General features: G+C 38.1%; 15 protein-coding genes. 5 read left to right on the top strand and 10 right to left on the bottom strand.

The window, feature by feature from the left end; all coding sequences use genetic code 11:
- Positions 1-6: 6 nt before the first annotated feature.
- The gene (locus HMPREF0766_RS01310) at positions 7-1026 is read left to right on the top strand and encodes an NAD-dependent epimerase/dehydratase family protein (protein WP_002993023.1); all 1020 of its coding nucleotides are present in this window, start codon (positions 7-9) and stop codon (positions 1024-1026) included.
- Positions 1027-1535: 509 nt separating this feature from the next.
- On the opposite strand, the gene HMPREF0766_RS01315 is transcribed toward HMPREF0766_RS01310, so the two are convergent.
- Positions 1536-2381 carry an AraC family transcriptional regulator gene (locus tag HMPREF0766_RS01315; protein ID WP_002993025.1) on the bottom strand — a complete coding sequence of 282 codons (846 nt, stop codon included), beginning with the start codon at positions 2379-2381 and terminating at the stop codon, positions 1536-1538.
- 142 nt (positions 2382-2523) lie between these two features.
- Here HMPREF0766_RS01315 and HMPREF0766_RS01320 point away from each other — a divergent pair, with 142 nt between their 5' ends.
- Positions 2524-3447, top strand: a complete 924-nt coding sequence (locus tag HMPREF0766_RS01320; RefSeq protein ID WP_201680395.1) for a phytanoyl-CoA dioxygenase family protein — start codon at positions 2524-2526, stop codon at positions 3445-3447.
- Positions 3448-3501: 54 nt separating this feature from the next.
- Here HMPREF0766_RS01320 and HMPREF0766_RS01325 read toward each other — a convergent pair whose 3' ends face one another.
- From HMPREF0766_RS01325 to HMPREF0766_RS01360, 9 genes are all read right to left on the bottom strand, one after another.
- The gene (locus HMPREF0766_RS01325) at positions 3502-4842 is read right to left on the bottom strand and encodes a TolC family protein (protein ID WP_002993029.1); all 1341 of its coding nucleotides are present in this window, start codon (positions 4840-4842) and stop codon (positions 3502-3504) included.
- Positions 4842-6149, bottom strand: coding sequence for an HlyD family secretion protein (locus HMPREF0766_RS01330; RefSeq protein ID WP_002993031.1), 1308 nt, complete (start codon positions 6147-6149; stop codon positions 4842-4844). The genes HMPREF0766_RS01325 and HMPREF0766_RS01330 overlap by 1 nt, the downstream gene beginning before the upstream one ends.
- A complete protein-coding gene (locus tag HMPREF0766_RS01335; protein ID WP_002993033.1) occupies positions 6139-8340 on the bottom strand; it encodes a peptidase domain-containing ABC transporter in 2202 nt (733 codons plus the stop codon). Before HMPREF0766_RS01335 ends, HMPREF0766_RS01330 begins: the two co-directional genes overlap by 11 nt.
- Before the next feature lie 2 nt (positions 8341-8342).
- Positions 8343-9431 carry a grasp-with-spasm system SPASM domain peptide maturase gene (gwsS, locus tag HMPREF0766_RS01340; protein ID WP_236590569.1) on the bottom strand — a complete coding sequence of 363 codons (1089 nt, stop codon included), beginning with the start codon at positions 9429-9431 and terminating at the stop codon, positions 8343-8345.
- Positions 9428-9625, bottom strand: coding sequence for a hypothetical protein (locus HMPREF0766_RS22320; protein ID WP_147284297.1), 198 nt, complete (start codon positions 9623-9625; stop codon positions 9428-9430). Before HMPREF0766_RS22320 ends, gwsS begins: the two co-directional genes overlap by 4 nt.
- Before the next feature lies 1 nt (position 9626).
- Positions 9627-10529, bottom strand: a complete 903-nt coding sequence (gene gwsG, locus HMPREF0766_RS01345) for a grasp-with-spasm system ATP-grasp peptide maturase (protein WP_002993036.1) — start codon at positions 10527-10529, stop codon at positions 9627-9629.
- A 102-nt stretch (positions 10530-10631) separates the two neighbouring features.
- The gene (locus HMPREF0766_RS01350; protein ID WP_002993037.1) at positions 10632-10859 is read right to left on the bottom strand and encodes a TIGR04139 family peptide modification target; all 228 of its coding nucleotides are present in this window, start codon (positions 10857-10859) and stop codon (positions 10632-10634) included.
- A gap of 18 nt (positions 10860-10877) precedes the next feature.
- The gene (locus tag HMPREF0766_RS01355) at positions 10878-11084 is read right to left on the bottom strand and encodes a TIGR04139 family peptide modification target (RefSeq protein ID WP_037459463.1); all 207 of its coding nucleotides are present in this window, start codon (positions 11082-11084) and stop codon (positions 10878-10880) included.
- A gap of 61 nt (positions 11085-11145) precedes the next feature.
- Positions 11146-11370 (bottom strand): TIGR04139 family peptide modification target, encoded by a 225-nt coding sequence (locus HMPREF0766_RS01360; protein WP_002993039.1) that lies wholly within the window; start codon positions 11368-11370, stop codon positions 11146-11148.
- A 264-nt stretch (positions 11371-11634) separates the two neighbouring features.
- Here HMPREF0766_RS01360 and HMPREF0766_RS22025 point away from each other — a divergent pair, with 264 nt between their 5' ends.
- The 3 genes from HMPREF0766_RS22025 (at position 11635) to HMPREF0766_RS01370 (ending at position 13389) form a co-directional block, all read left to right on the top strand.
- A complete protein-coding gene (locus tag HMPREF0766_RS22025) occupies positions 11635-11961 on the top strand; it encodes a cupin domain-containing protein (RefSeq protein WP_256621141.1) in 327 nt (108 codons plus the stop codon).
- Positions 11962-12145: 184 nt separating this feature from the next.
- Positions 12146-12799, top strand: a complete 654-nt coding sequence (locus HMPREF0766_RS01365; protein ID WP_248676692.1) for a DUF3667 domain-containing protein — start codon at positions 12146-12148, stop codon at positions 12797-12799.
- Between the two features lie 68 nt (positions 12800-12867).
- On the top strand, positions 12868-13389 hold the full coding sequence (locus tag HMPREF0766_RS01370; protein ID WP_002993043.1) for a GNAT family N-acetyltransferase: 522 nt from the start codon (positions 12868-12870) through the stop codon (positions 13387-13389).
- Positions 13390-13404: the final 15 nt, after the last annotated feature.

Consider the following 13404-nt stretch of genomic DNA (forward strand, 5'->3'; position numbering starts at 1 on the left):
CGAGATATGACAAATAGCAATTTAGTATTAGTGTCCGGAGCAAATGGACATTTGGGTAATAATCTGGTTAGATTACTGGTTAAAAAAGGATTTCAGGTTAGAGCTTCCGTTCGAAACATTAGAAATAAGGAATCCTTTAAAGATCTGAACTGTGAGGTTGTTCAGGCGGACATATCAAATAAATCCTCTTTTGTAAAAGCTCTTCAAGGTGTCCATACTTTTTATGCAGTAGGTGCAGTTTTTAAATTATGGGCGAAAGATCCGCAAAAGGAAATATATGATGTGAACATGTTCGGGACACGCAATACTATAGAGGCTGCTGCGGAAGCCGGTGTAAAAAGAATCGTTTACGTAAGCTCAATCGCTGCGTTAGATTATACAAATCTCCCTACAAAAGAAAGCAACGGATATAATCCAGATAGAAGGGACATGTATTACAACTCCAAAAATGATGGTGAAAGATTGGCCTTTCAATTGGCTGGGGAATACGGGATAGAGTTGGTGTCTGTAATGCCATCGGCAATGATAGGAAGCAAGGCCTTTCAACCACTGAGTGTATCTTTTAATATATTGAAGCTTGTTTTGACGAAGAAAATTCCAGTGGATACAAAAATAACCTTGAACTGGGTGGATGTGAAGGATGTAGCTGAAGGTTGCTACCTGGCTGCACTCAAAGGCCGCGCTGGGGAGCGTTATATTCTTGCGAATGAAAAATGTATGACCCTTACGGATACCACTAAACTGGCCAGAGAGCTCCACCCGGAATTGAAATTAAAAGTGCCTGGCTCAGTTCCGAAATTTGTGTTGTTTATTATAGCAGGTCTTATGGAGTTATCTGCAAGATTAAAGGGGGAGGCGCCCATAATTACTACTAAGGAAATCGCTATGTTTTCAGGGCTACAGCAGGATTTCGATATCTCTAAATCAAGAAATGAGTTAGGGTTTAATCCTAAAAATCCAGAATCAGCATTGAAAGAAGCTTTGGCTTATCTTATGGATAATAAAGCATTACTTCAGATTTTCTAAAAAGTGGAAACCTTACCTTCTGCTTTTTTCTGTCTTTAACCCGTTCGCAGAACCAGGTAATGTGTTTTGCCGATCAAAATCAGGTATTGGTAATTTCCGCCATGGATGGTAACGCTATCCAGTGTAGCATACGGAGATACAGTGTACAGACCGGTACTCAGGTAAGTGGCCTAATTGTTAAACTGCAACTACGGGTAACGATTGGTGGTCCGGTTAGGTTGATCAAGGCACGTTGTACCATCTTTGCTCCATAAAAATAGAAAATGGAAAAAAGTAGTTTTAATCACGGGAGCTTATGCCGGAATCGGTAAAGCGGCAGCCATTTCCCCGTTAAAAGGTAAAATATTAATGCAGTTCCTGTAATAGATATTTAGCGTGTTTTAAATCTTGTAAGTCTTGGGAGATGTTAGACCTTTGGCGTGCGGACCCTACTAAAAAGCAGATACGAAAGTGTCTCCTTTTGTTGTTTTAGACGGTTTTTATTAGGATTCTCTTTATAGCCTAGCCTTTTATTTTGACAGATACTTTTTTTTAAAGGAAGAAGGAGTTTCGCCAATAAGTTTTTTGAATGTTTTATTGAAATAGGATATGCTTTCATATCCTACTCTGTAGCAAACTTCAGCTATAGTTTCTTCCTGCAATAACAAGGTTTTGGCCAGATTGATACGATAGTGATTGACAAAATCTGTAAACGTCATGTCTGTTTGTCTTCTGAAATATCTGCAAAACGATGATGGGTTCAAGTGTACAAGCTCTGCGATTTCGTTTACATCAGGTTTCTTATGGTAGTTGGTGCTGACATAATCATAGATTGTTCCCATACGCACTTTATCATTCAGAAACCATTTTACCCGGGTATTCTCCTTATTCAAGATTTCCACTTCCTCCGAATTGGCCAGCATTTGGAGAATCTCGATTATACCCAAAAGAGATTTAAAGGAGTCCGTATTATCTATACTTTTAAGTCTTTTGGCAACCTCAGCCTTGGTATTTCCGTGAAAGGCAAGTCCAAGGTAAGAGCGTTCCAGCATATGTGTGATTTTTTCAAATTCAGGAATGGACTTAATGAGCACATCAGGAAAGTCATCTCTGAATTGAACTACCGTCTGTTCGTACTCGGTCTTAATCGCATAATCAAAATTCAGGTGAGGCACATTTGAACCTATCAAAACCAGATCACTGTCCATAAAGTCTGAAATATGCTTTCCTACATGTCGGATTCCGTTTATTGCTTCCACATATACAAGTTCTATTTCAGCATGGTAATGCCACATAAAATAACCCCTGAAACTGGGTGTAAACAATTTGAACGAACGTCCGGCCTCAAACTTTACTTCTTCTTTCTGAATCTTCATGATGCCTTATTTATCATATGTTTTCTAAAAATAATGAATAATGGTCAATATAGAGCAATAAATAGCAAATAGCGATAAACTAACGCAGAGTATATCTCTTCATCTTTGGTATATGTTTAATCACTTATAAAATTTAAAAATGATGGAAAAGAAAGTTCTGTCCAACCCATCGGTTGGAAAAACAAGTACAATCAGGTTAAATGCCCGCAAAAATGGAGAACCACTTCGCGTATTGTCAGAAGAAGACTGGAATTTCTGGTCTCACAACGGGTACATTGTTATTAAAAATGCTGTTCCAAAAAGTCAGGCAAAAAGACTGGCAGATTATTTATGGCAATATGAAAACAAAAATCCTGATGATCCGGAGACATGGTACAGATCGAGTGCACAGATAGAAATGTCGGAGCTCAACAATACAGGTATGGTAGAGATTTACAACCATCAGTACCTGTGGGATAATCGTCAGTTTCCGAAAATTCATCAGGCATTTGCGGATGTATGGGGGACAGAAAAGTTATGGACAACCATTGACAGAGCCAATTTGAATTTTCCTATTCGTCCGGGGCATGAGTACAAAGGTTTTATCCACTGGGATTATGATCCTGAAACAGATCCTCAGAATGTACAGGGCGTACTTGCTCTTGCGGATCAGACGGATGAAAATATGGGTGGCTTTCAATGTATTCCGGAACTATTCCGGGAATATGATACATGGAAACTGACGCAGCCAAAAGACAGGGATTATTTCAGACCGGATACTACAGGTTTTACAACGACAAAAGTAAAAATGGAAGCCGGAGATCTGTTGATATTTCACAGCAGACAACCGCATGGTATACGTCCGAATAATAGTGATCATAAAGTGCGTATGGCACAGTATATCTCGATGATGCCCGCAGAAGAAAGCAATGAGGAGATGAGAGAATGGAGAATACGGTCATGGAAAGAAAAAATTGTTCCACGAGGGTATGCGTTTCCGGGTGATCCGTTAGAGCGGGAGAAAGCACAACCTGTGGCAGAACTGACAGAACTTGGAAAAAAATTGTTAGGGCTGGAAAAATGGTAAAAAATTCTGTGTACAGTTTCAGTAGTGCCACAGCTATGTGGCACTACTTTTTGTTTAAGGTTTTATTTCGCCTGTACTCAGATACCGAACCATGATTTGTGTAAATAAAGCATTGTATTTTGTCTGGATAAGCTCACTTTCCAATGTGAGCAGATTTGACCGTGAGGTGCTTAGGTCGTATATACTGATTCTTCCTGCTTCATAACTTTTCAGGCTTAACTCAAAGGCTTTTCGGGTTACTTCCAGAACATTTGCTGCCAATTTATATTGTCTTTGGTAATTATCCAGATCCAGTAACTGTTTTTCCAGGTCCTGTTTGATTGTAAGTTGCTCTAATTCCAGTTGCTTAGCATTTTCAGCCTGTTGTATCTTATTTTTCTGAACCGCTATTTTTACTGCATTCTTATTGAATACAGGTATGTTGATTGTTAAACCTATCTGCTGAGAAAAATTATTCCGGAGCTGATTGAATAAGGGTAGTTTACCAAAACCTGTGGACAGATTGCTGAAATAAAAACTTCCCAGTGTCAGACTTGCATCTATGGTGGGATACAGTTGCGCTTTTATAGCTTTTTGATCAAATTTCAGTGCTTCATTTAACAAAGCATATTTTTTCAAAGCCGGATGTTGCTGCAAAAAGGATGCATACAAAGCTGCATTGTCATAACTTGATTCCTCTAGGGATGATAAAGCCTGAAATTCTGTATTAATCTCAAAATTTTGATTCTGTTCCACAGCCATGATCTGTTTGAGTTCCAATATTGCTTTATCTACAGCATAGTGTGCCCGTCTTTTCTTTTCGTTTTCACGTTCATAATTGGCCTTTGCTTCATATAATATCGTCAGTGAAGTCGCGCCAAGGTCTGTGGACTTCTGTACTTTCTGAAACTGTTGCTCAGCAAATGTCAAAGCTGTATCGACAGCTTTACAGATTTCTTTTTGCAGCAATACATTCAGGTAACCCTCGATAGTTTTCAGCGTTATTTCTCTTTTCAATAAAGCCAGATCCTGTCCGCTGGCTTCCATTTCTTTCTCTGATTTTTTAATGGAATTTTTCAGTTTACCGTTATTCAGGATCGAATAGGATGAAGAGAGACCAAGTGTGCTGTTAAAATTATCATTTCTTGCATTATTCCCGAAAATATCCTGTGATTGTCCAAAATTGCTGAACATATTTGTAAATCCGTTTAAATTGGGCAACCTTTCATTTTTGTAATTTTTTATGTCCAGAGTTTTGTTGTCCAGAGCCAACATCGCTTTATCTACAGCGATGTTTTTTTCAAGAGCAATAGCAATACATTGATTTAAGTCAAAAGTCTGCTGTGCCGGCAAAATCCTTTGAGAAACGACTGTGACTGTAAGCGTTAGTAGTATATATCGAAAAAATGTAAACATTAGTTATCCTGGTATCTAAGTAAACTCCTCAATTGACTCAATATCCTTTCTGCCAGGGTCAACTCTTCTGTGACGATATCAGCTGTTCCACTCAGCTCTTTGTCAAATGCGAGAGTTTTATGATAAGAGGTTTGTAATCCTTCAGGTAAACTTACCTCGACGTAGTATTTGCTGTCTTTATCCTGGACCATAGCGATAGACTTGATTTTCCCTTTTACTATTCCGTATTCCTGATATTTATAGTTGTCAAGTTTGATCAATACTTTCTGATCTGTTTTTATCTTTCCCTGATTCTGCGCACCGATATGCATTTGTCCTATTGTTATCTGTCTGTTGTTCGGGAGTACACTTAGCAATGTCGTTCCGGCTTTTACAAACTGTTTCTCTCCTAAAAATTGCAGATAGCTTAATGTTCCGTCTATAGAAGCATAGACCAGGTAATTTCTTTCCCATTGCCGCAGGGATTTCTTTAGTTTTTCAAGCAACAGGACAGACGCAGAGGAGTAGGATGTTTTCTCTTTAACAATATTCACATCTGCACCGGATTTCAATTTTCTGAAATTTAAAATGGTTTCTTCCAGCTGAGCGATGGCGATTTCCGTATTCTTGAAATTCTTCTGGGCTTCTAATAATTTTAATTTTTCATTTTCAAGTTCCAGAGCAGATATCACGCCTTCGCGATGTAATGATTCAGAGCGCTTATAATTTTTTTCGGTCAACTGGTATTTACTTGATTCCAGTATATGCTGTTGTTTCAGATTGGCGATACGTTCTTTGTAATCTGTAATCCCTTTTGCTGCGGTGATTTCTTCTGCAGCATAAGGCTGCAGGCTGTTGAACAATATTTCTTCTTCCAGTGCCTTCGCAAAAGCATTGTAATCTTCCTGGACTTCTCCTAATCTGAAACCTGATACAAGATGTAACGGGAATCTGGAAAGGTGCTTTGTAGAAATGGAATCAAGAATTCCTTTCAATTGATGTATGTCTTTATCATCTGCTGATGACTCTAATACCATGAGCAAGTCTCCCTTCTTTACTGTTTGCTGATCTTTTGCAATCAGCTTTTCAATCCGCGAATCTATCCTGATCTCGATTTTTTCCGGCGGATTCTGAGAGGAGATAATAATAGGTGATGTGATAAATTCCGGATATTTAATGATACAGGCCAGTGAAAAAAATAAGAGAATTATGCCCAGAATAACCAGACTTCCCCAACGGATAAGCCAGTTTGGGGGTGTTTCCAATACTTCCTGCACCTGCTCTGAGCGCAGATTGATATTTTCTAATATGTTGCCTTTAGTTTCCAAGTTCCAATTGATTTTTTACTAACCGATAATATTCTCCCTTTAAGGATACAAGCTCTTCATGATTGCCTTCCTCTACTACTTTACCTTTGTCGAGTACAATTATTTTATCTGCATTTTTTACAGTGGATAGCCGATGCGCTATAATGACAGCTGTACGTCCCTTAAGGAATTGATTGAGATTGTCAGTTATCACTTTTTCAGTATTTGCATCCAGTGCAGAAGTTGCTTCGTCAAAAAATACATATTGAGGTGATTTATACACTGCCCGCGCTATTAACATTCGCTGACGCTGTCCTCCGCTGACACCTAATCCTTCGTATCCTATTTTTGTATTATAACTCAAAGGCAGGGACTCAATAAAATCTTTGATATGTGCGATTTCGACAGCATTCTTTAGTTTTTGTTTATCTACGGTAGGGTTACCTACGGCAATATTATTCGCTATACTTTCATTGAAAATATAACCATCCTGCATCACTACGCCACAGGTGGCACGCCACATGCTTGGCGCTATATGACGTATATCGGTATGACCTATCCGGATGTCGCCTTCGTCCGCATCGTAAAACTTCGTTAGAAGTTTCATCAGCGTCGTTTTTCCGGATCCGCTTGCTCCCACAATAGCGGTAGTTTTTTCATACGGAATCACCAGATTTAACTGTTCGAATACAGCAGTAGTTGATCCTTTATACCGAAATGTAAGATTGGATACAGAAATATCCTGCTCCGGAATCTCAGATACATAACTGTTATCCATCCGTTCCTCATCTTCCTTTCCGTGGATTTCATTTAGTCGTTCCAATGCAATTTTGGCATCCTGAGACTGTCTGATAAAGTTCATAAATTGGGTTAACGGACTATTCAGCTGTCCGATGATGTATTGGACAGAAAGCATCATACCCAAAGTCAACGAGCCATCTACGACTAAGCTTGCTGCAACAAAACTGATGAACACATCTTTGAGTTGATTGATAATATTTCCGCCGATTGTCTGTACCTGTTCAAGTTTAAGTGCTTTGATTTTAATACGGAAAACCTTTATCTGAATGCCTTCCCACTGCCAGCGTTTATTGGTTTCGGCATTATTCATTTTGATTTCCTGCATGCCGTTGATCAGTTCCATGACCTGACCTTGCTCTTCGGCTAACTGAGAGAATTGTTTATAATCCAACTCTCTTCGCTTTTTCAAAAAGAATGCAATCCAGAAGAAGTAAAGAATGGCGCCGGCCAGATAAATCAGAAAAAGTTTATAGCTGTATAAAAGAAGGACAACACCAAAAATCAAAAAATTGATCAATGAAAATATCGTCTGTAAAGAATTATTGGTCAGTAACTGTTCGACCCGACCGTGATCAGCTATGCGTTGCATAATATCTGCTGTCACCCGTGAATCGAAAAAACTAACAGGCAGGCGCATCAGTTTAATGAAGAAATCAGATACAATAGAAATATTGATCCGGGAAGAAAGATGCAGCAGAATCCATCCTCTGATCACTTCTATTCCCATTTGCCCTATATACAGCATAATCTGTGCAAACAGCACCAGATATATAAAATTCAGGTCCTGATTCTGAATCCCGATATCAACTATGCTCTGTGTCAGAAATGGAAATACCAGAGATAGCAGACTTCCTCCGATCAGTCCCAGAGCCAATTGAATGATAAAGGATTTATATTTGAAAAAATAGTGCTTGAGGTAGTTTGTAATAGAGAAAGATTTATCTGTAGCATCCTGTTGTTGATCAAAACGTGCTGTAGTTTCCAGCAATAGTACAATTCCTTCTTCGGTTGTATTGGTCGCACCTCTGCCGATCCAGTGCTGCAAAAATTCTTCTTCTGAATAACTGATCAACCCGTAGCTTGGATCCGAAACATGTATACGATAGCCCTGACGATTTTTTTCAATCTTATACAGTACAACAAAATGTTGTTTCATCCAGAATACGACACAGGGCAGAGGTGCTTCTTCGACAAGAGTCTTAAAATCTATTTTTACAGAAAGGGTCTTAAATCCTATGGATTCAGCAGCTTTACTCAGCCCCAAAAGACTGGAGCCTTCACGGGTCGTCTCGGACAAATCGCGGAGCATCTGAAGCGATAAGATTTTCCCGTAATATTTACTGATAATACGGAGGCAGGTAGGTCCGCAATCTTTGGAGTCGGGTTGTTTATAAAACGGAAATTTGGCCATGTCTATTTTTCTTGAGCTAATTTTTCAAAACCATAATATGTCATCGCCAGTTCCTTTAATGGATTTAATGACCATTCTGACCATTCATTACTGTAGGGGTCATATCCGCATTTCAAGGGTTTAGAGACATCCAGGCCTGATTCATTGTAATCTGAGCGTTCTGTAAAAGCTCTGCAATCGGTACATACATTTCTAAATTCGCAATCTTTACAAACTGTAATTTCGTCTTTTGTCATGTTCCAGTATTGCTGAACAGCACCTTGCTGCAATACTTCTTCTAAAGTCATATCGTGTATGTTGCCAAAAGATTGAGGCATTACCGGGCAATTCTTAATATTGCCATTTCTATCAATTCCCAGCTTTTTGTGAAGGCAGGAATTGTGGTTTATGGCTTCCAAAACCTTCGGCATATTTGTATTGAAATAGTCAACATTCACTTTTCCACAGGAATGGAGCGATAGCGAATCTCTTTTGAAATCCAGTGTAAATCTGTAACTGGTATTTGTCAGTACAGGAATCTCCTCACATTGATAAAATACAAGGTGATAAATGCGCTGAGTGTGATCGTGAATATTCTGAAAAAAATCTGCGTTTAACTCCGTTGAATAAGCTGAATACAGCTCCAGACCTTCCAGTGCTGTATTGTCAAAAGCCTTCTCAAAATCGATCAGTTCCTGCGCAGACGCTGCACTTCTGCAAAAGACAACCAGGTGAGTGATCCTTAGATTGGCTATAGACTGTATTAACGTTGCCGGTATTTCTAATTTTTCAACTTCTATATACAGATTAGAGATCTGTTGATGATCGTGGTATTCATAAGAAAGAGGGAGGAAGTTTTTATCCCAGTCGCCTTCTGTTACAAAACCATATTCCTTTTCCAATAAATAACCGATGTATTCCTCTGCAATAGCTTTGGATCCGGAGTCATAATTTTCAAGCACAGATTCGATAGAAGCCGATTTTAATTCTTCTATAAGTTCGTGTAATTCTAATGGATATAATTTGGAAATACTTCTTCCTAAATCCGAAATCAGTATACGGTTATATCCTTTAGTTATATAAATGTCACTGTACAAATTAAAGAATCTCATAGCAGTCTCGTCAATGGTTTGAATGGTTTTTTGCGTAATAAATAATCTGTTTGATACGTTGAACATTTCAGGTAATCCGATGAAGTTGAATCCGGATTATCCGAACGTTTATTGCCAAAAAACTCCATGTATTCAAAAGTCAGTGGCAATTTGTTCTTTTCCTGTAGTATCAGGTCTTTTACTTTGTCTTCCATATTATAAGTATGCTGCTATTTCTTTTTCCAGACCATAGTTGCAGGTGTTTGACATGCCTAAGAACTGGCCAATGGCGTTGATTTCCAGAAAGTAAAATGTATCACCAGACTTGATAAAATCCAGAGAGCCGCTGTTTAAGTCTAAGGATTGCATCAATACATTAATTTTTTGCTCTACTTCTGCCGGAAGTTTATATCGTACATTTCTATTGGGGGTCTGCGTATTGTATCTTCTGTGATCTATTCGGGTCTTTTCATCGTTTTGAGAGATAATAGCTGTAGAGTAAATTTTCCCGTTCAAAAAGAAGCTTCTTACTTCAAAATCTTTTTCGATCTTTTCCTGAAAGAAAGAAATAAAGAAACCCGATTCTTTTTTTTGCTCAATCAGCGATGTATACATTATTCCACTCTGGTTTTCCTGAATATCATCTATTATTGGTGTTCCTGAGATGGGTTTTACGATAGTCTGATGAGCGATAACATCTTCCATATCCTCAGCCAAAAAGTACTCCGGTACATCCAATCCTGCTTCTTTTGCCTTTTCCAGAACCAACAGTTTGTTTACATGGCTGTTACTTTGCTTGTTCAGATGTTTTTTTTCTTCCAGAGTCTGGATTACATAATCCGTTAACCAATGTTGTACCTCAAACATGTAGCGATCTATAGCTTGATTATGATATCTAAGTTCATTAAATGCTATCCCTCCCCGTCTATACCATACAGCGCTTATCTCATCCAGAAAAAACTGATTCCGCTGACTTTTTAAAACGATTCTTTTTTTAGAAGTATGTATTTCAAAAACTTCATCTTCATGAATGCGGATAAAGGGCTTATGCAATGCACGAAGCCATTTTATGACCGCCGTAGTTGTGATTTCATTGTTTTTGGAGATGATTAAAATCATACTTTTAAATAGTTTGGTATATTAAGGATTATACTTTTTTTAACGTAAGCTGCTTTTGCAAGCAGCCTACGCTTTAAAAATGTGTGAAAAATGGGATCCGGTTTAATCAAAGTGAGGGAATCTTCCGTCTTTGATCCATAATCTTGACAAGTATGCACCGCCATTTCCATCATACACATCTACGTCGCGGCAACCATGTGCATCAACAAAGTTTGATTGGATTTCATAGAACCCCTGGCTCATTGACATCGCTAATCCACCGATGACGTTCAAGTCGACTTTTTTCTCTTCTAAAGCAGAAAAGTCTTTCATTCCTGTTAACTTTTTCATTTCTTTAAAATTGAAAGATTAACAACCTGAACAATCGTAAAATCTCGCGCGCCATTTACCACCGTGGTAGTAGTCAACATCTCTACATCCGTTTTCATTCAAAAAATTAGATGCGATGTACTTAGGACCAGCTTCCAAACTACCTAATACTGCTGTAGAACTGTTCAAGTCCAGTTTTTTGTTTTCTAATGAAGAGAAACTCTTCATTCCATTTAAATTTTTCATTTTTTTAAAAAATTAGAGATTAGTAAATAATGTACAGCCCGTGTGTACATGTTAAGATTAATTAGTAATGAGAAATTTCACAATTTGATGTATCCCATCCACGGCCCACAAATCGGCCACCAACGTACATGTCATAATCGCGCGCACCGTCAGCATTTAAGAAATTAGAAGTGACTTCAGAGAAACGTTCCTGAGCACGACCTCCGGAAACACCTTCCAGGTTTTCACTTTCCAGTTTTTTGTTTTCTAAAGAAGAGAAGCTCTTCATTCCATTTAATTTTTTCATTTTTTGAAAAATTTTGAGATTAGTAAATAATGTGCACAACGTTTGCACATTTTAAAATTAGTCATTAAGTGAAAGGTCTTTTGAGGCGATACATATTCGACTGGTACTGGTATATTTTTGCAGATTTCTGAGAAATATTCGTTTCCGCAATATTTCGCATCCTGTTACTTTTGGGAAAGTCACTAGCAGTGTCCGGTTTTATGAGGGGGAGTATATGGAGACAGGGTTATTCTCCGTACTTTTCTTCATTTACAAAGTTTTGGAATTTTAGCATATACCAGTTTTAGCAATCAGAATGCTGTAGGAAGTGTAACCTTTGAGCCCGGAGCAAGAAGAAAATGGCATTCCCATCCGGCTGTACAGATTATTCTGGCACTCGATGGTGTAGGTTATTATCAGGAAGAGGGAAAGGAAAAAGTGGTCATAAGAAAAGGTAAAGTGGTAAAATGTCCGGTGGACGTTCCGCATTGGCATGGAGCCAGTGCTGATACAGCATTTGTACAGGTAGTCATAACCGGCCGTGAAAAAGGGGAGACGGTATGGCTAAAGCCGGTAACTGACGCAGAATACCATAGTGGTCCAAAGCATTAAAGGTTTTAGAAGCATTAGACAATTTTCTTTTTGAATCTCATATTTTTATTAGCACAATAATTAACTTTGCGCTGAAAAGAACTGAAATCATTATTAATGCTAAATCTAAAACTAAATGGCTGAAAATTGTCGTAGCTGCAATGCACTTATTACCGGTAATTATTGTTCAGATTGTGGGCAAAAAGTGAAATTGGATAGAATAAACGGTCATTATATTAAACATGAAATTGAACATGTCTTACATTTTGAAAAGGGAATTCTTTATACGATAAAGGCATTACTGCGTCATCCGGGAGCAAGTGTTCGCGAATTTATTTCCGAAAACAGAAACAGACTTGTCAAGCCGATCATCTTTATTGTTATCACTTCACTCATTTATTCGTTGACGGCACATTTTTTTCATATTGAAGAAGGGTATATAAATATTGCGTATGCAAAGAAAGCATCTACCGTTAACTATCTTAATCAATGGGTACAAGGTCACTATGGGTATGCGAATTTAATAATGGGAATCTTCATAGCAGCCTGGATAAGATTATTCTTCAGAAAGTATGATGTCAATTTTTATGAAATAATCATCCTTTTATGTTTTGTAATGGGTATCGAAATGTTGTTTTGCGCGCTATTTGCACTATTGGAAGGAGTGACCCATCTGCCTTTGGCACCGGTTGCTTCAGTGATAGTATTAATATATACAACATGGGGAATTGGTAATTTCTTTGGTAAAAAAGTGGCTAATTATCTGAAGGCTTTCTTTGGCTATGTGTTGGGTACAGTTTCTTTTTCTCTAGCCATCCTGATTATCGGTACGATGGTCGATTTATTACTAAAATACTAATTGATATTCAGATATCGTCTGAAGAATGTATAATACGGTATCTTTGTACGGTAAAAGCTCAAAACAGTATGGGAAATATCATCATAAATAAAGTTACACTTAGTGATGTAGATCAATTGCAACAGATTGGTAAGCGGACCTTCTCGGAAACTTTTTCCACTGAGAATTCGGTAGAAAATATGCTTAAATATCTGGATGAAGGATTCGCATTAGATAAGCTGACCGCCGAACTTCAGCATCCGGATTCTGAATTCTATTTTGCTGTGCTCAACAGTGAAGTGATCGGTTATCTGAAACTGAACCAGGGACAATCTCAAACAGAACTTAAAGATGATAAAGCACTCGAAATTGAGCGTATCTATGTATTGAAAGAATTCCATGGTCAGCAAGTCGGCCAGTTGCTATATGATAAAGCAATACAGGTAGCACAGGAGAAAAACGCCTCTTATGTATGGCTAGGAGTATGGGAAGAAAATCCACGGGCCATCCGGTTCTATAAGAAAAATGGTTTTGTGGAATTTGATAAACATATCTTCAGATTAGGTGACGAAGAACAAACTGATATTATGATGAAACTGCAGCTGGTATAGAATAAGCAACTTTTG

Origin of the sequence: Sphingobacterium spiritivorum ATCC 33861, from assembly GCF_000143765.1 — a bacterium.
GTDB classification, from domain to species: Bacteria; Bacteroidota; Bacteroidia; order Sphingobacteriales; family Sphingobacteriaceae; genus Sphingobacterium; species Sphingobacterium spiritivorum.

Coding starts and splice junctions, on each gene's coding strand:
- HMPREF0766_RS01310 (WP_002993023.1), top strand. CDS start 7: ATGACAAATAGCAATTTAGTATTAGTGTCCGGAGCAAATGGACATTTG.
- HMPREF0766_RS01315 (WP_002993025.1), bottom strand. CDS start 2,381: ATGAAGATTCAGAAAGAAGAAGTAAAGTTTGAGGCCGGACGTTCGTTC.
- HMPREF0766_RS01320 (WP_201680395.1), top strand. CDS start 2,524: ATGGAAAAGAAAGTTCTGTCCAACCCATCGGTTGGAAAAACAAGTACA.
- HMPREF0766_RS01325 (WP_002993029.1), bottom strand. CDS start 4,842: ATGTTTACATTTTTTCGATATATACTACTAACGCTTACAGTCACAGTC.
- HMPREF0766_RS01335 (WP_002993033.1), bottom strand. CDS start 8,340: ATGGCCAAATTTCCGTTTTATAAACAACCCGACTCCAAAGATTGCGGA.
- gwsS (WP_236590569.1), bottom strand. CDS start 9,431: ATGAGATTCTTTAATTTGTACAGTGACATTTATATAACTAAAGGATAT.
- HMPREF0766_RS22320 (WP_147284297.1), bottom strand. CDS start 9,625: ATGGAAGACAAAGTAAAAGACCTGATACTACAGGAAAAGAACAAATTG.
- gwsG (WP_002993036.1), bottom strand. CDS start 10,529: ATGATTTTAATCATCTCCAAAAACAATGAAATCACAACTACGGCGGTC.
- HMPREF0766_RS01350 (WP_002993037.1), bottom strand. CDS start 10,859: ATGAAAAAGTTAACAGGAATGAAAGACTTTTCTGCTTTAGAAGAGAAA.
- HMPREF0766_RS01355 (WP_037459463.1), bottom strand. CDS start 11,084: ATGAAAAATTTAAATGGAATGAAGAGTTTCTCTTCATTAGAAAACAAA.
- HMPREF0766_RS01360 (WP_002993039.1), bottom strand. CDS start 11,370: ATGAAAAAATTAAATGGAATGAAGAGCTTCTCTTCTTTAGAAAACAAA.
- HMPREF0766_RS01370 (WP_002993043.1), top strand. CDS start 12,868: ATGGGAAATATCATCATAAATAAAGTTACACTTAGTGATGTAGATCAA.